Source organism: Pseudomonas sp. SG20056, from assembly GCF_031764535.1.
Taxonomy (GTDB): Bacteria; Pseudomonadota; Gammaproteobacteria; order Pseudomonadales; family Pseudomonadaceae; genus Aquipseudomonas.
The window spans coordinates 4297333-4315060 of record NZ_CP134499.1 but is presented as its reverse complement, the minus strand read 5'-3'; the positions used below and the strand labels follow the sequence as shown (position 1 = coordinate 4315060).

Sequence of the window (17728 nt, the reverse complement as noted above, 5' to 3'; positions counted from 1 at the left end):
AGGCTATTGGAGCCCAGCTTGTGCGCAGAAAGCAAAACGCCCGTCAGTGACGGGCGTTCTGTGGCTGGAGCCAGGCTTACTTGCCGTAGACCTGTTCCGGCAACCAGGTGATCAGCCCCGGGAACTGGTAGGCAATTACCAGCAGCAGGATCTGGATCAGGATAAACGGCAGCACACCCTTATAGATGGTACTGGTAGGCACAGACGCCGGCGTGACCCCGCGCAGGTAGAACAGCGCAAAGCCGAACGGCGGAGTCAGGAAGGAGGTCTGCAGGTTCAGCGCAATCATCACGCCCAGCCACACCGGGTCTAGGCCCATGGCCAGCAATACCGGGCCGACAATCGGCACCACCACGAAGGTGATCTCGATAAAGTCGAGGATAAAGCCGAGCAGGAAGATCACCACCATTACCAGGAAGAACGCGCCAAGCACTCCACCCGGTAGTTGGGCAAAGATGTCCTCGATCATCGCCTCGCCGCCAAAGCCGCGGAACACCAGGGAGAACAGCGAGGCGCCGATCAGGATGAGGAACACCATGGCGCTGATTTCGGTGGTGCCGTAGGCCACTTCGCGCAGCTGGCCGAAGTTCAGCTTGCCCTTGTAGAAGGCCAGCAGCATGGCGCCGAGGGCGCCGAGTGCAGCGGCTTCGGTCGGGGTGGCGTAGCCAGCGAGGATCGAGCCGAGTACCGCACCGATCAACAGCAGCGGCGGTACCAGGGCATTGATCAGCTTGCCCCATTCGATCGGGCCCAGCTCTTCTTGCGGCAGGGCCGGCAGCTTCTTCGGTTGCAGAATCGCCACGCCGATGATGTAGAGGATGTACATGCCCACCAGCATCAAGCCGGGGATCAGCGCACCGACGAACAGGTCGCCAACCGAGACGGTCTTCGGCGAGAAGATGCCCATCTTCAGCTGCGCCTGTTGGTAGGCACTGGACATCACGTCGCCCAGCAGTACCAGCACGATGGACGGCGGAATGATCTGCCCTAGGGTACCGGTGGCGGCCAGGGTGCCCGTGGCAATCGCTGGGTCATAACCGCGGCGCAGCATAGTTGGCAGGGCCAGCAGGCCCATGGTCACAACGGTGGCACCGACAATACCGGTAGATGCCGCCAGCAGCGCGCCGACCACGCACACGGAAATCGCCAGACCGCCGCGCAGGGTGCCGAACAGCCGGGACATGGATTCGAGCAGGTCTTCGGCGACCCTGGACTTCTCCAGCATCACCCCCATAAACACGAACAGCGGCACCGCCAGCATGGTCTGGTTGTTCATGATGCCGAACAGGCGGTTGGGCAGGGCGCTCAGGTAGCCGCCATCGAATGTGCCGGTGAGGATGCCGATACCGGCAAACAGCAGCGACACACCGCCCAGCGTGAAGGCCACCGGGTAGCCGGCCATCAGGGCCGCACAGATGCTGATAAACAGCAGAATCGCCATCAACTCAGCCATGGTTCACCTCCGCGGCTTGCAGGCGGCCGGTGAGGATATTGGCGAATTTGATCAAGTCGGAGATTCCTTGTAAGACCAGGCTGACCACCAGCACCAGAATGATGCTCTTCTGCAGGTAGACGAATTTCAGGCCGCCCGACTCGCTGGAGCCCTCCAGGGTCGACCAGGAATTACTGACGTAATCCCAGCTGGCCCAGCCGAGGAACAGGCATACCGGCAGCAGAAACAGCAAGGTGCCGAGGCTGTCGACCAGGGCTTTACGTTTGGCACTGAACTTCTGATAGAAGATGTCCACGCGCACATGGCCGTTGCGTTGCAACACCCAGGCGGCAGCGCCCATGAATACCAGTGCGTGGCTATACAGCACGGCTTCCTGCAGGGCGGTGGCGCCGATGCCGAAGCCGTAACGCAGGACCACCACGATGGCGGTGCCCAGCACCAGAAACAAGGTCAGCCAGGCGCAGGCCTTGCCGAAACGGGCGTTGAATGAATCAATCAGATGAGCAAGGCCGAGCAGCAGAGGAGGTTTATCGGACATTTTGAGTCCTTATGGTTATGGGCTTTCTGGGCAGGCAGGCCGGCGATTCTAGGCAGGCCCGGGCACGTGCGGCAATGGCACTACAACTTTAGTCGTATCCGCTAGGCTTGAGAGTCACTTACCCCTATGTTACTCAGGCGCGGTGGGTCCGCAGCGATCCTGTGGTCAGACCACTACAACAATAAAGGAGCTTTGCATGAAACGTCGTCAAATTCTCGCAGCAGCAGGCGTAGGCCTTGCAGCCACGGCACTGGCCGGTTGCAAACAAGAGGCTGAAACCGCTGGTAAGCCCCAAGAAGGCGCGAGCAGCCAAACCTTCAACTGGAAAATGGTCACCTCCTGGCCGAAGAACTTCCCCGGCGTAGGTGTCGGAGCTGAGCGCTTCGCCAAGCTGGTTGAAGAAATGAGTAACGGCCGCTTGAAGGTCAAGGTCTATGCCGCTGGCGAGCTGGTGCCGGCGCTAGAAGTATTCGATGCAGTGAGCCGTGGCACCGCCGAAATGGGCCACGGTGCGCCTTACTACTGGAAAGGCAAAGTGCCGGCCGCACAGTTTTTCTGCGCCCTGCCTTTTGGCCCCAATGCCCAGGAAATGAATGCCTGGCTGCACAAGGGCGGCGGTATGCAGCTGTGGGAAGAAACCTACAAGCCGTTCGGCGTACTGCCGATGGCCTGTGGCGCGACTGGTGTGCAAACCGCGGGTTGGTTCAACAAGGAAATCAACGGCGTCGCCGACTTCCAGGGCCTGAAGATGCGTACCCCAGGCCTGGGCGGCGAAGTGCTGACCAAGATGGGCGGTACTGTGGTCAATATGCCGGCCGGTGAAATCTTCACTGCGCTGCAAACTGGTGCTATCGATGCCACCGAGTGGATCGGCCCATACAACGACCAGGCCCTGGGCCTGCATAAAGCCGCCAAGTACTACTACACCCCGGGCTGGCAAGAGCCGAACGTCACCTTCGAGCTGGATATCAACATCAAAGCGTGGGAAACCCTGCCGGCTGATCTGCAAGCTATCGTCCGCGCCGCCGCTCGCGAAGTGAATGGCGACATGCTCGACGATTACAACGCGAAGAACATGGAAGCCCTGGAGCAGCTCAAAGGCGAGGGCGTGGAAGTACGCCGTCTGCCAGATGAAGTGCTGGCCAAACTCAAGGAAGTGGCCGCCGAAGTGGTCGACGCCAGCGCCGCCGCCGATCCGGTAGCGAGCAAGGTGTGGGCGCAGCAGAAGGCTTATTTGCAGCGTTTGTACGACTACGCCGAGCTGAACGAGAAGGATATCTACAACATCCGCGGCTAACCTAGAACCTGTCTCGGATCTGCTGCGCGTCGGCGATACTGCGTTAAAAACAGCCTCGGAATGCTCATTTACAACCAGTAAACTCCGCTTCCTCGGCTGTTTTTGCCTTGTCTCGCTCTAGCTCGCGAGATCAGAAACAGGTTCTTAGCGCATAGCAAAACGCCGGCTATTCAGCCGGCGTTTTCGTTTGTGCGTCTGGTATTAGCGACGCGCAGGCACCGGGCGCGTACGGCCACTGCCGTCGATGGCGACAAAGACGAAGACCGCCTCGGTGACCTTGCGCCATTCGCTGGACAGTGGATCGTCGCTCCACACTTCAACCAGCATCTGAATCGAGCTGCGGCCCACTTCCACGGTTTGCGTATAGAAGGACAGTTGCGCGCCAACCGCCACCGGCACCAGAAAGGCCATGCGATCGATAGCCACGGTGGCTACTCGCCCGCCGGCAACCTTGCAGGCCATGGCCGTGCCGGCCAGGTCCATCTGCGATACCAGCCAGCCGCCGTAGATATCGCCAAAACCGTTGGTTTCACGGGGCAATGCGGTGATCTGCAAAGCCAGGTCGCCTTGCGGAATGGGGTCTTCCTGTTCGAAATCGTGCATCGGATAGGCTCGCGGCGCGGTTGTTTTTATTGGCGCGGTGCGGGGCTTGGCGGTGGCGGCGAGTCAGGCTCTGCGGCTATCGCGGTTCGGCCCAGCAGGCCCGCGGGAGTGCGGGCGCAGCGAGTATAGCGACTCGGCAGTCGCAGGGCGACCATGGCACTTGGCCGCCTGGGTTTTGCACGCCAGGCCATCGACTGCGGCAAAATTTCAGCAGCGTTCATCTAACTGTCACATTGCATACATACAGTCGTCATGCGGCCTACAGATACTTGGCCCCGTTCAATCCAACACTAGTCTGCTAGGAGTAAGGCATGAAACTGAAGCGTTTGATGGCGGCCATGACTTTTGTCGCCGCTGGCGTGGCTACCGCCACTGCGGTTGCTGCTGTCGATCCGGCTCTGCCGAGCTACACCAAAACTTCCGGCGTATCGGGCAACCTGTCCAGCGTTGGTTCCGACTCCCTGGCCAACCTGATGACTCTGTGGGCTGAAGAGTTCAAAAAGGAATACCCGAACGTCAACATCCAGATCCAGGCCGCCGGCTCGAGCACCGCGCCGCCCGCTCTGACTGAAGGCACCGCCAGCATGGGCCCGATGAGCCGCCCAATGAAGGATGCCGAGATCCAGGCGTTCGAAGAGAAATACGGCTACAAGCCGACTGCCGTACCAGTGGCCATCGACGCCCTGGCGGTATTCGTGCACAAAGACAACCCAATCAAGAGCCTGGACATGGCTCAGGTTGACGCGATCTTCTCCAGCACCCGCCTGTGCGGTGGCGCTACCGATATCAAAACCTGGGGTGACCTGGGCATGACCGGCGAGTGGGCTGCCAAGCCGATCCAGCTGTTCGGTCGTAACTCGGTATCCGGCACTTACGGTTACTTCAAAGAAGAAGCCCTGTGCAAAGGCGACTACAAGGCTAACGTCAACGAGCAGCCAGGTTCGGCTTCCGTGGTGCAGTCGATCTCCAGCACCATCAACGCCATCGGTTACTCGGGCATCGGCTACAAGACTTCCAGCGTGAAGACTGTGCCTCTGTCGAAGAAAGGCGGCGAAGCTTTTGACGCCAACGAAGAAAACGCCCTGGCTGGCAAGTTCCCGCTGGCTCGCTTCTTCTACGTTTACGTCAACAAGGCGCCGAACAAGCCGCTGAGCCCGCTGGACGCCGAGTTCGTCAAGCTGGTGCTGTCCAAGCAAGGCCAGGAAGTGGTTGTGAAAGACGGCTACATCCCGCTGCCAAGCAAAGTGGCTGCGAAAACCCTGAAGGAGCTGGGCCTGGAGTAATCCCGGTACAGGCAAGGACGCCTAAGTAAGTCGCACGCCCGCCTTCGTTTACGACAGGTGGGCGTTGCTTTGTCAAAGCGCTGTAACTTTTCTGTCACATAGGGCGGCTAGAGTTAGCGCCTCGTATAGCGACAGAAATCACTATGGCGCGCTCATGGCTGCGCAGAGACGCTCTTACCTATGAATGACTTGGCTAGTGAAACCATGACCGCCACATCCAAATCCCTCGGGCTGGACTTCAACACCCCGGCCCTGCAGCGCAAGCGGCGTATCCGCGCGCTGAAAGATCGTTTCGCCCGCTGGGCGGTATCCATCGGTGGTATGGCCGTGCTCGGCGCCATCACCCTGATCTTCTTCTACCTGGCCTACGTGGTGCTGCCGATGTTCCAGGGCGCCAGCCTGGATACTCGCAAGCCCGTGCAGGTTGCCTGGTTGAATGAAGCCGCCGCGCCACTGCTGCTGACCCTGGAAGAACAGAACCAGATGGCCATGCGCCTGGACCAGAGCGGTCAGGTGCAGTTCTTCGATGCGAAGAAGATGCAGCCGCTGAGCACCGTCAAGCTGCCGATCCCGGCGGATGCGCGGATTGCTTCGGTCGGCCAGGACCAGCCAGGCAGCAACCGCGTCGCCCTGGGCCTGTCCAATGGGCAGGTGCTGGTGTTCCAGCATGTCTACAAACTCAGCTACCCGAATGATGTGCAAACCATCACGCCGAGCATCGAGTACCCGTTCGGCGAAGCGCCGATCGAGCTCGACCCTCAGGGCCGCGAGCTCGATCACATGGGCGTCAGCCTGAATAGCGGCACGCTGATGCTGGCGGGTTCCACCGGCACCGAGCTGCACGTGCTGAGCCTGGGTCGCGAAGAAAACATGATGACCGGCGAGGTGACCCTCAGCGAAGAGCGCGTCGCCCTGCCGCAGATCGCCGAACCGATCAAGGCACTGATCATCGACCCACGCCACCTGTGGCTGTATGTGGTCAACGGCCGCGCCACGGCTGATGTCTTCGACATGCGCAGCAACAGCCTCAACGGCCGTTATAAGCTGCTGGAAGACGGCAAGCTGGAAGTCAGCAACGCTACCTCGCTGCTCGGCGGTATCTCGCTGATGATCGGTGACAGCAGCGGCGGCATCGCTCAGTGGTTCATGGTGCGCGAAGCAGACGGCAAGGCCGTGCTGAAGTCGATCCGTAGCTTCCAGCTGGCTGACAGCCCGATCATCCAGATTCTCCCGGAAGAGCGCCGCAAGGGCTTCTTCGCCCTGGATGTCAAAGGCAACCTGGGTATCTTCCACAGCACCGCGCACCGCACCCTGCTGGTCGAGCCAGTTGCTGAGGGCCAGGCTCTGGCCGCCTTGTCGCCGCGCGCCAACCGCGTGTTGGTGGAGAGCGATGGCCAGCTGCAGCGTTTGATCATCGACAACCCGCACCCGGAAATCTCCTGGAGCTCGTTGTGGGGCAAGGTCTGGTACGAGAACTATGACGCGCCCGGCCACGTCTGGCAGTCGACGTCCGCCAGCACTGACAACGAACCCAAGCTGAGCCTTGCGCCGCTGGCCTTCGGTACCCTGAAAGCCGCGTTCTACGCCATGCTCCTGGCGGCTCCGCTGGCCATCGCGGCTGCGCTGTACACCGCCTACTTCATGGCCCCGGCGCTGCGTCGCAAGGTCAAACCGGTGATCGAGCTGATGGAAGCACTGCCAACGGTGATCCTCGGCTTCTTTGCTGGCCTGTTCCTCGCACCCTATGTCGAAGGCCATCTACCGGGCATCTTCAGCCTGCTGCTGTTCACCCCGATCGGCATTCTGCTGGCCGGTTACCTGTGGAGCCGCATGCCGGAGTCGATCCGCCTGAGCGTGCCGGATGGCTGGGAGTCGGCAATGCTGATCCCGGTAATCCTGCTGGTGGGCTATGTGTCGCTGGCCATGAGCGGTCACGTGGAGAACTGGCTGTTCGACGGCAATATGCGTATGTGGTTGAGCAATGACCTGGGCATTCCGTTCGACCAGCGCAACGCTCTGGTCGTCGGCCTGGCCATGGGCTTTGCGGTGATCCCGACCATCTACTCGATTGCCGAAGACGCCGTGTTCAGCGTGCCGAAAAGTCTGACGTTCGGTTCCCTGGCTCTCGGTGCCACGCCGTGGCAGACCCTGACTCGTGTGGTGATCCTCACCGCCAGCCCAGGCATCTTCTCGGCGGTGATGATCGGTATGGGTCGCGCCGTTGGCGAGACCATGATCGTGCTGATGGCCACCGGCAACACCGCGATCATGGACATGAACATCTTCGAAGGTCTGCGCACCCTGGCCGCCAACGTGGCGGTGGAAATGCCTGAATCGGAAGTCGGTGGTACCCACTACCGCGTGCTGTTCCTCTCGGCGCTGGTGCTGCTCGGCTTCACCTTTGTCATGAACACCCTGGCGGAGCTGGTGCGCCAGCGTCTGCGCGTCAAGTACGCCTCGCTCTAAGGCTTGGGAAGGTATATGTCCGTGAAACAGAACAACCTGAAAACCTGGTTCAAGAGCGGTACGCCGTGGATCTGGATGAACGCCGGTGCAGTGTCGATCGCCGTGATCATGACCCTGGGTCTGATGATGGTGATTGCCGTGCGCGGCCTCGGCCACTTCTGGCCGGCGGATATCGTTGAGGCCGACTACCAGATCCCTGGTCAGCAAGCCAAGGTGATGGCCGGTGAGATCACCCAGATAGAAGAAGTGCCGCGTGCCCGTCTGGCCGCTTCCGGCTTGCCGGTGGAGGCTGAAGGCGGCGAATTCATGACCCGCGAACTGTTCAAAGTGGGTAACCGCGATGTGTATGGCGCGGACTTCACTTGGGTGGTCGGCGAGTGGCTGAGCAATCTGCGCACCCCGGAAAACCTCACGGCGCTGGAGCGCCGCGAGTGGGGCAACTTCTACGGCTACCTGGTCAACGTCAAGGAAAGTGGCGAACTGGTTGCTGAAGGCGATGCCAGCTGGCCTGCACTGCAGGAGCGTCTTGAGCGCGTCGAGCAGCTGCACAAACAACTGGTGCGTCTGGAGAAGAAAGACATCGGGCGGATCAACGCCGGTTTGGAACGCATCCGTCTGCAAACCCGCAAGCTGGAACTGCAAGGCAAGCTGGACGAGGTTGCCCAGGCGGAACTGGACGCCGAGCGCGCGCAGTGGGATGCCGAGTACAAGGTGCTGGAAACCGAGCTGATCGCCCTTAATCAGGCGTTCAACCGCGACAGCGTCACCCTGAAGACCGCCGATGGCCGTGAAGTGACCATCAGCCTGGGCAAGGTAGTGCGGGCCTTCCAGCCGAATGCCATGGGCCTGGGTGACAAGCTCGGCTTCTACCTCGCCAAGCTGTGGGAATTCGTCAGCGATGACCCGCGTGAAGCCAACACTGAAGGTGGCATTTTCCCGGCGATTTTCGGTACGGTGATGATGACCCTGATCATGGCGGTGATCGTTACTCCGTTCGGTGTGGTGGCGGCCATCTACCTGCGTGAATATGCCAAGCAGGGCCCGCTGACCCGGGTAATCCGTATCGCGGTAAACAACCTGGCGGGCGTTCCGGCCATCGTTTACGGGGTGTTCGGCCTGGGCTTCTTCGTCTATGTGCTGGGCGGCTCGCTGGATCGCCTGTTCTTTCCGGAAGCCGCACCGGCGCCGACCTTTGGCACGCCGGGCCTGCTCTGGGCCTCGTTGACCCTGGCGATCCTCACCTTGCCGGTGGTGATCGTCGCCACCGAAGAAGGCCTGGCGCGGATTCCACGGGCTGTACGCGAAGGCTCCCTGGCCCTCGGCGCGACCAAGGTGGAAACCCTCTGGCGCGTGGTGCTGCCAATGGCCAGCCCGGCGATGATGACCGGTCTGATCCTCGCCGTGGCTCGCGCTGCTGGCGAAGTAGCGCCGCTGATGCTGGTGGGCGTGGTCAAACTTGCCCCGAGCCTGCCGGTGGATGGCAACTACCCTTATCTGCACCTTGACCAGAAGATCATGCACCTGGGCTTCCACATCTACGACGTCGGCTTCCAGAGCCCCAACGTTGAGGCCGCGCGGCCGCTGGTGTACGCCACTGCGCTGCTGCTGGTGTTGGTCATCGTGGTGCTGAACATGTCGGCGGTTTATATCCGCAACCACCTGCGCGAGAAGTACAAGGCGCTGGATCACTAATCATTGCGCCACGGCCCGCTGGCCGTGGCGGCTTAACGCATTTGTTAGCGTAGGGAGCATCCCATGCAGCACGAAGCACACACACACGGTATCGACATGGCGGCCCTCGGCCGCGACCGCCAGGGCTTGAATATGGCCAACGAACGCGTGGCCATCGACGTACCGGGTTTGAACCTGTACTACGGCGAGAAGCAGGCGCTGTTCGACGTGCAGATGACTATCCCCAACCAGCGCGTCACGGCCTTTATCGGCCCGTCTGGTTGTGGCAAGTCGACCCTGCTGCGCACCTTCAACCGCATGAATGATCTGGTTGACGGCTGCCGCGTAGAAGGCGAAATCAACCTCGACGGCAAGAACATCTACCGCAAGGGCGAAGACGTCGCCGAGCTGCGTCGTCGCGTCGGCATGGTGTTCCAGAAGCCCAACCCGTTCCCCAAGAGCATTTACGAGAACGTGGTCTACGGCCTGCGCATCCAGGGCATCAACCAGAAGCGCGTGCTTGATGAGGCCGTGGAATGGGCACTGAAAAGCGCAGCACTGTGGGATGAGGTCAAAGACCGTCTGCACGAGTCGGCACTCGGCCTGTCCGGCGGTCAGCAACAGCGTCTGGTTATCGCCCGGACCGTGGCGGTGCAGCCGGAAGTGCTGCTGCTCGACGAACCGTGCTCGGCGCTGGACCCGATCTCGACACTGAAAGTCGAAGAGCTGATCTACGAACTGAAATCCAAATACACCATCGTCATCGTGACCCACAACATGCAGCAGGCGGCGCGGGTCTCGGATTACACGGCGTTTATGTACATGGGCAAACTGATCGAGTTCGGTGATACCGATACGCTGTTCACCAACCCGGCGAAGAAGCAGACAGAAGACTACATCACCGGCCGTTACGGTTGATGGCCACACCAGAACGCGCCGGGCGGCGTTGGCGAAGCTTGCCGTACAAATCGTACTGTCTGCGCTTCGCTGCCTTGCCCGACACGCTCTGGCAAAGCCCATCCTAAGCAGAGACGTTTTCGGTTAATTCAAGGGTTTGCACATGATCAACAAAGAAAACCTTACCCAGCATATCTCCCAGCAGTTCAACGTCGAGCTGGAGGAGGTGCGCAGCCACCTGCTGGCCATGGGCGGCCTGGTCGAGAAGCAGGTCAACGACGCGGTGACCGCACTGATCGACGCCGACTCCGGTCTGGCTCAGCAGGTGCGCGAGATCGATGACCAGATCAACCAGATGGAACGCAATATCGACGAAGAATGCGTGCGCATTCTCGCTCGTCGTCAGCCTGCCGCGTCCGACCTGCGCCTGATCATCAGTATCTCCAAGTCGGTAATCGATCTCGAACGTATCGGCGACGAAGCCACCAAGATCGCCAAGCGCGCCATCCTGCTGTGCGAAGAAGGCGAAGCACCGCGCGGCTATGTGGAAGTGCGGCACATTGGTGATCAGGTGCGCCGGATGGTGCAGGAGTCGTTGGACGCGTTCGCCCGTTTCGACGCTGACCTGGCCCTGTCGGTGGCGCAGTACGACAAGACCGTCGACCGCGAATACAAGACCGCGCTGCGTGAGCTGGTCACCTACATGATGGAAGACCCGCGCTCGATCGCCCGAGTGCTCAACATCATCTGGGCCCTGCGTTCGCTGGAGCGCATCGGCGACCACGCGCGCAATATCGCCGAACTGGTGATCTACCTGGTACGCGGCACCGACGTGAAACACATCGGCCTGACCCGCATGCAGGAAGAAGTGCAGGGCACCGGCAAGGGCAACTGAGGCGGCTGTTACGGGCGGTGTTGCCGCGCTGCCCTGTACGGCGCTGCATGGCAAAGATGCACCTGATCGCGACATATGGTGCATTTCGGTTGGCCTTTGGCCAGTAGCCGTGACTATGCTTAAGGCCATCAGAACAGGAGTGGCCGATGAGCAAAGTCAGCGTGCTGGTAGTGGACGACGCAACCTTTATCCGCGATTTGGTGAAAAAGGGGTTGCGCGACCACTTTCCAGGCATCCAGATCGAAGAAGCCGTCAACGGGCGCAAAGCCCTGCAGATGCTGACACGCCAGCCGGTCGACCTGATTCTTTGTGACTGGGAAATGCCGGAAATGTCCGGCCTAGAACTGCTCACCTGGTGCCGCGAACAGGACAGCCTGAAAATCGTCCCGTTTATCATGGTCACCAGCCGCGGTGACAAAGAAAACGTGGTGCAGGCGATTCAGGCCGGCGTTTCCGACTTTATCGGCAAACCCTTTTCCAATGAGCAATTGATCACCAAGGTGAAGAAGGCCCTCAGCCGTGCCGGCAAGTTGCAGGCCCTGATGTCCAGTGCCCCGCCGAAAATGCTCAGCAGCGGCGCCTTCGCCAACGACTCGTTATCCGCACTGACTGGCGGCAAGGCCGATGTGGTCAAGCCCGCAGCAGGGCCAGCCGTACAAGCCGCTGCGGCCTTTGCCGGCAAACCTACGGCCAAAGCACCTGCCGTCAGCGCGCCGAGCGGTCGTGGTCAGGGCCAGTTGCGTTTGCCTGGCGGTGCCAGCATGTCCTGCGTGATCAAGGCGCTGAGCCTCAAGGAAGCGCTGCTGGTGGTCAAACGCACCGAGGAGCTGCCGCAGGTGCTGGAAAGCGCCGTGCTCGATCTGGAGCAGGGCGAAGCGGCGGAAACCGCACGGCTCAACGGCTACCTGCATGCTGTCGCGGCCTTTGAGCCAAAACCGGACAGCGAGTGGCTGCAACTGACCTTCAGATTTGTCGACCGCGACCCGCAGAAGCTCGACTACATCTCCCGGCTGATCGCCCGGGGAACTGCGCAGAAGCACTTCAGCCCCGGCGCCTAAGCAAACCCATTCCTACCGGTGCATGCGAGATGGCTCACAACCCTGGCGCGCCGGTTCGCGTCGCCTGGGTTCCGCTGCTAATCTCAACGGTCCGGACACAGACAAATCATAAGATCCGAGTCGTTATGCTAGGGCGTCTGATACTTCTCTGCAGTTTGTTGACCCTTGCCGGCCAGGCAGCGGCGTTGACTATTTACAAGTACACCGATGCCAACGGCGTGGTCACCTATACCGACCAGGCCGCGCCCGGTGCGCAGGTATTCGTGTTCCGCGACCGCATGGTTGAGCGCCTGGACAACCAGGTAAAGCTGGAAACCAAGAAGCACGAAGCCGGTGAAACCCTGTTGGTACGTAACGACCTGCATGCCCCCGTGCAGATCGAACTGCGTCTGGAGGCCACGGATAACGTCACCGGTGTGCCGAACAAGCCGATCAGTTGGGTGCTGCCGCCGCGCAGCAATATCCGCCTGGCCACCCTGGCCCCGCGTGATGCCAGCAAACCCATGCGCTATACCCCCAAGCTGCGCTACGCCATGGGCGATCCGCGCCTGCTGCCGACGCAGAAGAGCTACCCGCTGCCATGGCGCGGCGGTCCGTTCCGCCTGACCCAGGGTGCCAATGGCAAGTACAGCCACTTCACCCCCAAAGGCCGTTACGCCATGGATATCGCCATGCCCGAAGGCACGCCGATTGTTGCGGCACGCGGCGGCATTGTGGTGAAAACCGAGAATCAGCAGAGCGGGCGCGGCAACAACCCGTCTGGCAACTATGTGCGCATCCTGCATGACGACGGCACCATGGGCGTTTACCTGCACCTGATGAAGGGCTCGGTGGCGGTCAGCGAAGGCAGCCGCGTGCGTGCCGGCAGTATGCTCGCGCGTTCCGGCAATACCGGCAACAGTACCGGCCCGCACCTGCATTTCGTGGTGCAACGCAATGTCGGCCTGGCGTTGGAGTCGATCCCCTTCAACTTCGCCCAGCCGGTCAACAGCCTGCCTAACTTCGCCGTTGGCGGCGAATAACGCCTAGGCCGGACTTGGCCTGGGCGCGGCAATCAATCCAGCTTCAGCACTTTGGCCAGTACGATCTTCGGGCCTTTCATCTTTTTCACGATGATCCGTAGGCCGTCGACTTCCAGCACTTCCTCTTCCTCGGGCATGCGCTTGAGCGTGTCGTAGATCAGTCCTGCAAGGGTTTCCGCTTCGACGTGATCGAGGTCGACGCCGAGCAGGCGTTCGACCTTGGCCAGTGGCGTATCACCGCGCACCAGCAGTTTGCCAGGCTGATAGGCGAGGATGCCGCGTTCGGCCTTGCGGTGTTCGTCCTGAATATCGCCAACCAGAGCTTCCAGCACGTCTTCCATGGTCAGGTAGCCGATCACCTTGCCATCGGCTTCTTCGACCAGGGCGAAGTGCGAGCCGCCGATGCGGAACTGCTCCAGCAGGGTGGACAGCGGCATATGCCGACCGACTCGCTCGATCGGGTGCATCAGTTCGGCCAGTTTCAGCGCCGAGGGCAGCATTTCCAGCAGCGACAGGTGCAGCAGCAGGTCCTTGATATGCAGCACGCCGACGTATTCGCCGCTGGTGTCGTCGTAGATCGGGTAGCGGCTGTACTTGTGCCGGCGGAATACGCTGAACACTTCATCCAGTGCGGCTGTGAGCGGCAGGGACACTAGGTCCTCACGGGAGTTGGCCCAGTCCACTACTTCCAGTTCGCCCAACTCCACGGCCGAGGCCAGTACGCGCATGTCCTGGTCGCTGGGGTCGCTGGCGCGGCTGGAGTGGAGGATCAGCTTGAGTTCGTCGCGGCTGTAGTGGTGCTCATGGTGCGGCCCCGGCTCGCCCTGGCCGGCCACGCGCAGAATGGCATTGGCGCTGGCGTTGAGCAGGAAGATCGCCGGGTACATGGCCCAGTAGAACATGTACAGCGGCGCGGCCGTCCACAGCGACAGCAGCTCGGGTTTGCGGATGGCCCAGGACTTGGGCGCCAGCTCGCCGACCACGATATGCAGGTAGGAAATGATAAAGAACGCGGTAAAGAAGGCGATGCCATGCACCAGCTTCGGCGATTCAATGCCGATACTCGCCAGCAGCGGTTCGAGCAGGTGGGCAAAGGCCGGTTCGCCGACCCAGCCGAGGCCGAGGGAGGCCAGGGTGATACCCAGCTGACAGGCTGAGAGGTAGGCGTCGAGCTGGTTGTGTACGGTGCGCAGGATATGTCCGCGCCAGCCATTTTTTTCCGCCAGGGCATCGACCTTGGTGGCGCGCAGTTTGACGATGGCGAACTCGGCAGCAACGAAGAAGCCGTTGAGCAGCACTAGAAACAGAGCGAATAGAACGAGGCCGAAATCGGCGAAATAGTTGCTGGCGACGTAACTCGTGGAGGGGTCCATAAAGGGTTCGGGTAGTGAATGACCGCTAAAGGGTGGGGGCTGACAGCCGGCTTTGCAAGTAGGGCGCGGTTACTGGCCGCGCCGTACCACTTGCTGCGTGGGGAAGTGGCAGGTGAAGGTGCTGCCCTTGCCCAGGTTGCTGACGATATCCAGCCGCGCGCGGTGGCGCAGCAGTACATGCTTGACGATGGCCAGGCCCAGACCTGTGCCGCCGGTGTTGCTGGCGCGACTGGAATCGACCCGGTAGAAGCGCTCGGTCAGACGCGGCAGATGTTTGGCTTCGATACCCAGGCCGCTGTCCTGCACGCTGAGGTGCGCGCCCTGTTCATCGCCCCACCAGCGAATCTGGATGCTGCCTTCATCCGGGGTGTATTTCACCGCGTTGAACACCAGGTTGGAGAAGGCGCTGCGCAGCTCGGTTTCGCTGCCCTTGAGCTTGAGGTGCGGGTCTGCTTCCAGGCTGATGCGGTGATGACGCTCGCCGGACAGCGCCTGGGCATCGTTCTTGATGCTCAGCAGCAGCAGATCGACGGCCACTGGCTGGTTGTCCGAGGGGTAATCGGTGGCTTCCAGCTTGGCCAGCAACAGCAGATCGTTGAGCAGGTTCTGCATGCGTCCGCCTTGCTGCTGCATCTGCTGCAGGGCGCGCAGCCAGCGCGGATTCACGTCCTCGACGTTATCCAGCAGGGTTTCCAGGTAGCCGCTTATCACTGTCAGTGGGGTGCGCAGCTCGTGGGAGACGTTGGCAACGAAGTCCTTACGCATCTGCTCCAGCTGATACAGGCGGGTGATGTCGCGCACCAGCATCAGGTGTTCGCGGTTGCCGTACTGGGTGATATGGAATTGCAGGCGCACACGATCGCTGACCGGTGAGGGCAGCTCCAGCGGCTCGTTGTAGTTGTGGTTCTCGAAATATTCGATAAATCGCGGGTCGCGTACCAGGTTGGTGATCTGCTGGCCGCTGTCCTGTGGGGTTTTCAGGCCCAGCAGTTTCTCAGCGGCGATATTCCACCATTCCAGGTTGCCGTCGCGGTCGAGCATGATCACCGCATCTTTAAGCGCAGCGGTGGACTCCTGCACGCGGTCGATTACCGCCTGCAGGCGGCCGCGGACTTTCTGGTCGCGGCGCTGCAGGTGGTAGATGCTGTCGAACACTTCGCCCCACAGGCCGTAGCCATCGGGCGGCGCTTCGTCACCCTGGCGGGTGCGCAGCCATTTGTGCAGGCGCAGCAGTTGCTGCAGGTGCCAGCCGAGGTAGCCGGCCAGGCCGAGGAGCAGGGTCCAGGCATATTCGCCGGTAATCAGCCCGAGCAGCAGGCAGACACCGACCAGAAGCAACAAGCGACGTATCAGGGGGCCGCGCCAGTCTTGATTCAATTCGAGCTCATCCGCCAATCAATCCTTTATGCAGCCCCAAGTTGGGTCTGCAGGCCATCCTAACCGTCTTAGCTCTTGGTGGAAAAACGATAGCCGGTGCCGCGCACGGTTTGCACCAGATTTTCGTAAACCTCGCCGAGGGCTTTGCGCAGGCGACGGATATGCACGTCGACAGTGCGCTCCTCGACATACACGTTGCCGCCCCAGACCTGATCCAGCAGCTGGCCACGGGTGTAGGCGCGCTCCTGGTGAGTCATAAAGAACTGCAGCAGGCGGTATTCGGTGGGGCCCATCTCGGCCGGTTTGCCGTCGATGGTGACGCGGTGGCTGACTGGGTCGAGCAGCAGGCCGCCGACTTCGATCGGCCCTTCACTGTCGGTCGGTCCAGCGCGGCGCAGCACGGCTTTCAGGCGGGCGACCAGTTCGCGCGGGGAGAACGGCTTGGTGATGTAGTCGTCGGCACCGACTTCCAGGCCCTGGATCTTGTTGTCCTCTTCGCCCTTGGCGGTGAGCATGATGATCGGGATGTCGCCGGTCAGCTCATCGCGCTTGAGGCGACGCGCCAGTTCGATGCCGCTGGTGCCAGGGAGCATCCAGTCAAGCAGGATCAGATCGGGTTTGCGGTCGACGATGATGGCATGTGCCTGCTGGGTATTTTCCGCTTCCAGGCACTCGTAGCCGGCCATTTCCAGGGCCACGGCGATCATTTCACGGATCGGTGCTTCGTCATCGACGATCAGGATGTTCTTGCCAACCATGGGTCAAGCCTCGGGTCATCTCGCTGTAATGGGCTGCATTAGATAACGGAATTATTGCAGCGATATGACAAGCGCGCGGCAAAGCTTCTTTCTAGCCGCGCACAGCGTAGTCCACTACCAGGCCGATAAAGATTGCCAGACCAGCCCAATGGTTGTGCAGAAAGGCATTGAAGCAGGCCATTGGCTTGCGGTTGCGGGTCTTGTGAAACTCCCAGGCAAAGCAGCCGGCCGCGGCCAGCAGACCGAGGTGGAAGTACAAGCCCAGCTCGAAGCGCGCCGCCGCCAGCAGCAGGCAGAGCAGCGCCAGGCCCTGGAGGATGACGATGATCAGGCGGTCGGCATCGCCAAACAGAATGGCGGTAGAGCGCACGCCGATCTTCAGGTCGTCCTCGCGGTCGGCCATGGCGTAGTAGGTGTCGTAGGCCACTGTCCACAGCAGGTTGGCGATATACAGCAGCCAGGCTTCCGCTGGCAGGCTGCCGGTTTCGGCAGTGAAAGCCATGGGCATACCCCAGGAAAATGCCGCACCCAGCACTACCTGCGGGTAGAAGGTGTAGCGCTTCATAAAGGGGTAGCAGGCGGCCAGGGCCAGCCCACCAAAGGACAGCCAGATGGTGGTGGCGTTGGTAAACAGCACCAGTACGAAGCTGGCTGCTACCAGTACAGCGAACAGGATCAGCGCCTCCCGTGGCTGTACCTTGCCACTGGCCAGCGGGCGGGCCTTGGTACGGCTGACATGGCCGTCGAAGTTGCGGTCGGCGTAGTCGTTGATTACGCAGCCGGCGGCGCGCATCAGAATCACCCCGAACACGAAGATCAGCAGGTTTTTCACGCTCGGTACGCCTTCGGCCGCCACCCACAAGGCCCACAGCGTTGGCCACAGCAGCAAATAGATGCCGATGGGCTTGTCCAGGCGCATCAGCTGGATAAAGTCCCAGGCGCGTGGGTGCAGGCGGTTGAGTGAATGCAGCAGGCGGGTATACATCGAGCGCGTCTCCATGCGAGGTGCGGCTGATTATACGGGGAAGCCGGCAGTG

At 61.1% G+C, this 17728-nt stretch carries 15 protein-coding genes; 8 read left to right on the top strand and 7 right to left on the bottom strand.

Translation table 11 applies throughout. The annotated features are described in order from the left end of the window. Positions 1 to 76: 76 nt before the first annotated feature. Together RHP75_RS20350 and RHP75_RS20345 are read right to left on the bottom strand one after the other, a co-directional pair. Positions 77 to 1453, bottom strand: a complete 1377-nt coding sequence (locus RHP75_RS20350) for a TRAP transporter large permease subunit (protein WP_160086068.1) — start codon at positions 1451 to 1453, stop codon at positions 77 to 79. Next, on the bottom strand, positions 1446 to 1991 hold the full coding sequence (locus RHP75_RS20345) for a TRAP transporter small permease subunit (RefSeq protein WP_311089776.1): 546 nt from the start codon (positions 1989 to 1991) through the stop codon (positions 1446 to 1448). The genes RHP75_RS20350 and RHP75_RS20345 overlap by 8 nt, the downstream gene beginning before the upstream one ends. A gap of 196 nt (positions 1992 to 2187) precedes the next feature. On the opposite strand from RHP75_RS20345, the gene RHP75_RS20340 reads away from it, so the two are divergent. Then, positions 2188 to 3288 (top strand): TRAP transporter substrate-binding protein, encoded by a 1101-nt coding sequence (locus RHP75_RS20340; protein ID WP_090250792.1) that lies wholly within the window; start codon positions 2188 to 2190, stop codon positions 3286 to 3288. 201 nt (positions 3289 to 3489) lie between these two features. On the opposite strand, the gene RHP75_RS20335 is transcribed toward RHP75_RS20340, so the two are convergent. Next, positions 3490 to 3891 carry an acyl-CoA thioesterase gene (locus RHP75_RS20335; protein ID WP_090250791.1) on the bottom strand — a complete coding sequence of 134 codons (402 nt, stop codon included), beginning with the start codon at positions 3889 to 3891 and terminating at the stop codon, positions 3490 to 3492. 311 nt (positions 3892 to 4202) lie between these two features. Between RHP75_RS20335 and RHP75_RS20330 the strand changes: the two genes are divergently transcribed. The 7 genes from RHP75_RS20330 (at position 4203) to RHP75_RS20300 (ending at position 13183) form a co-directional block, all read left to right on the top strand. Continuing rightward, positions 4203 to 5174: a PstS family phosphate ABC transporter substrate-binding protein gene (locus tag RHP75_RS20330; RefSeq protein ID WP_160013773.1), complete on the top strand. Its 972-nt coding sequence runs from the start codon at positions 4203 to 4205 to the stop codon at positions 5172 to 5174. Between the two features lie 180 nt (positions 5175 to 5354). Then, positions 5355 to 7640: an ABC transporter permease subunit gene (locus RHP75_RS20325; protein WP_311089775.1), complete on the top strand. Its 2286-nt coding sequence runs from the start codon at positions 5355 to 5357 to the stop codon at positions 7638 to 7640. A 15-nt stretch (positions 7641 to 7655) separates the two neighbouring features. Further along, the gene (pstA, locus tag RHP75_RS20320) at positions 7656 to 9332 is read left to right on the top strand and encodes a phosphate ABC transporter permease PstA (RefSeq protein WP_311089774.1); all 1677 of its coding nucleotides are present in this window, start codon (positions 7656 to 7658) and stop codon (positions 9330 to 9332) included. A 63-nt stretch (positions 9333 to 9395) separates the two neighbouring features. Next, on the top strand, positions 9396 to 10229 hold the full coding sequence (gene pstB, locus RHP75_RS20315; RefSeq protein WP_160013771.1) for a phosphate ABC transporter ATP-binding protein PstB: 834 nt from the start codon (positions 9396 to 9398) through the stop codon (positions 10227 to 10229). Between the two features lie 142 nt (positions 10230 to 10371). Beyond that, on the top strand, positions 10372 to 11103 hold the full coding sequence (gene phoU, locus RHP75_RS20310; protein ID WP_311089773.1) for a phosphate signaling complex protein PhoU: 732 nt from the start codon (positions 10372 to 10374) through the stop codon (positions 11101 to 11103). A gap of 146 nt (positions 11104 to 11249) precedes the next feature. Next, positions 11250 to 12161 (top strand): response regulator, encoded by a 912-nt coding sequence (locus RHP75_RS20305; protein WP_311089772.1) that lies wholly within the window; start codon positions 11250 to 11252, stop codon positions 12159 to 12161. Between the two features lie 125 nt (positions 12162 to 12286). Then, the gene (locus tag RHP75_RS20300; protein ID WP_311089771.1) at positions 12287 to 13183 is read left to right on the top strand and encodes a peptidoglycan DD-metalloendopeptidase family protein; all 897 of its coding nucleotides are present in this window, start codon (positions 12287 to 12289) and stop codon (positions 13181 to 13183) included. Between the two features lie 32 nt (positions 13184 to 13215). On the opposite strand, the gene RHP75_RS20295 is transcribed toward RHP75_RS20300, so the two are convergent. The 4 genes from RHP75_RS20295 to ubiA form a co-directional block, all read right to left on the bottom strand. Further along, positions 13216 to 14556, bottom strand: coding sequence for a hemolysin family protein (locus RHP75_RS20295; RefSeq protein WP_311089770.1), 1341 nt, complete (start codon positions 14554 to 14556; stop codon positions 13216 to 13218). Between the two features lie 69 nt (positions 14557 to 14625). After that, the gene (phoR, locus tag RHP75_RS20290) at positions 14626 to 15933 is read right to left on the bottom strand and encodes a phosphate regulon sensor histidine kinase PhoR (RefSeq protein ID WP_090387683.1); all 1308 of its coding nucleotides are present in this window, start codon (positions 15931 to 15933) and stop codon (positions 14626 to 14628) included. A 68-nt stretch (positions 15934 to 16001) separates the two neighbouring features. After that, positions 16002 to 16691 carry a phosphate regulon transcriptional regulator PhoB gene (phoB, locus tag RHP75_RS20285; protein WP_090379663.1) on the bottom strand — a complete coding sequence of 230 codons (690 nt, stop codon included), beginning with the start codon at positions 16689 to 16691 and terminating at the stop codon, positions 16002 to 16004. Between the two features lie 91 nt (positions 16692 to 16782). Continuing rightward, positions 16783 to 17676, bottom strand: coding sequence for a 4-hydroxybenzoate octaprenyltransferase (ubiA, locus tag RHP75_RS20280; protein WP_311089769.1), 894 nt, complete (start codon positions 17674 to 17676; stop codon positions 16783 to 16785). Between the last annotated feature and the right edge of the window lie 52 nt (positions 17677 to 17728).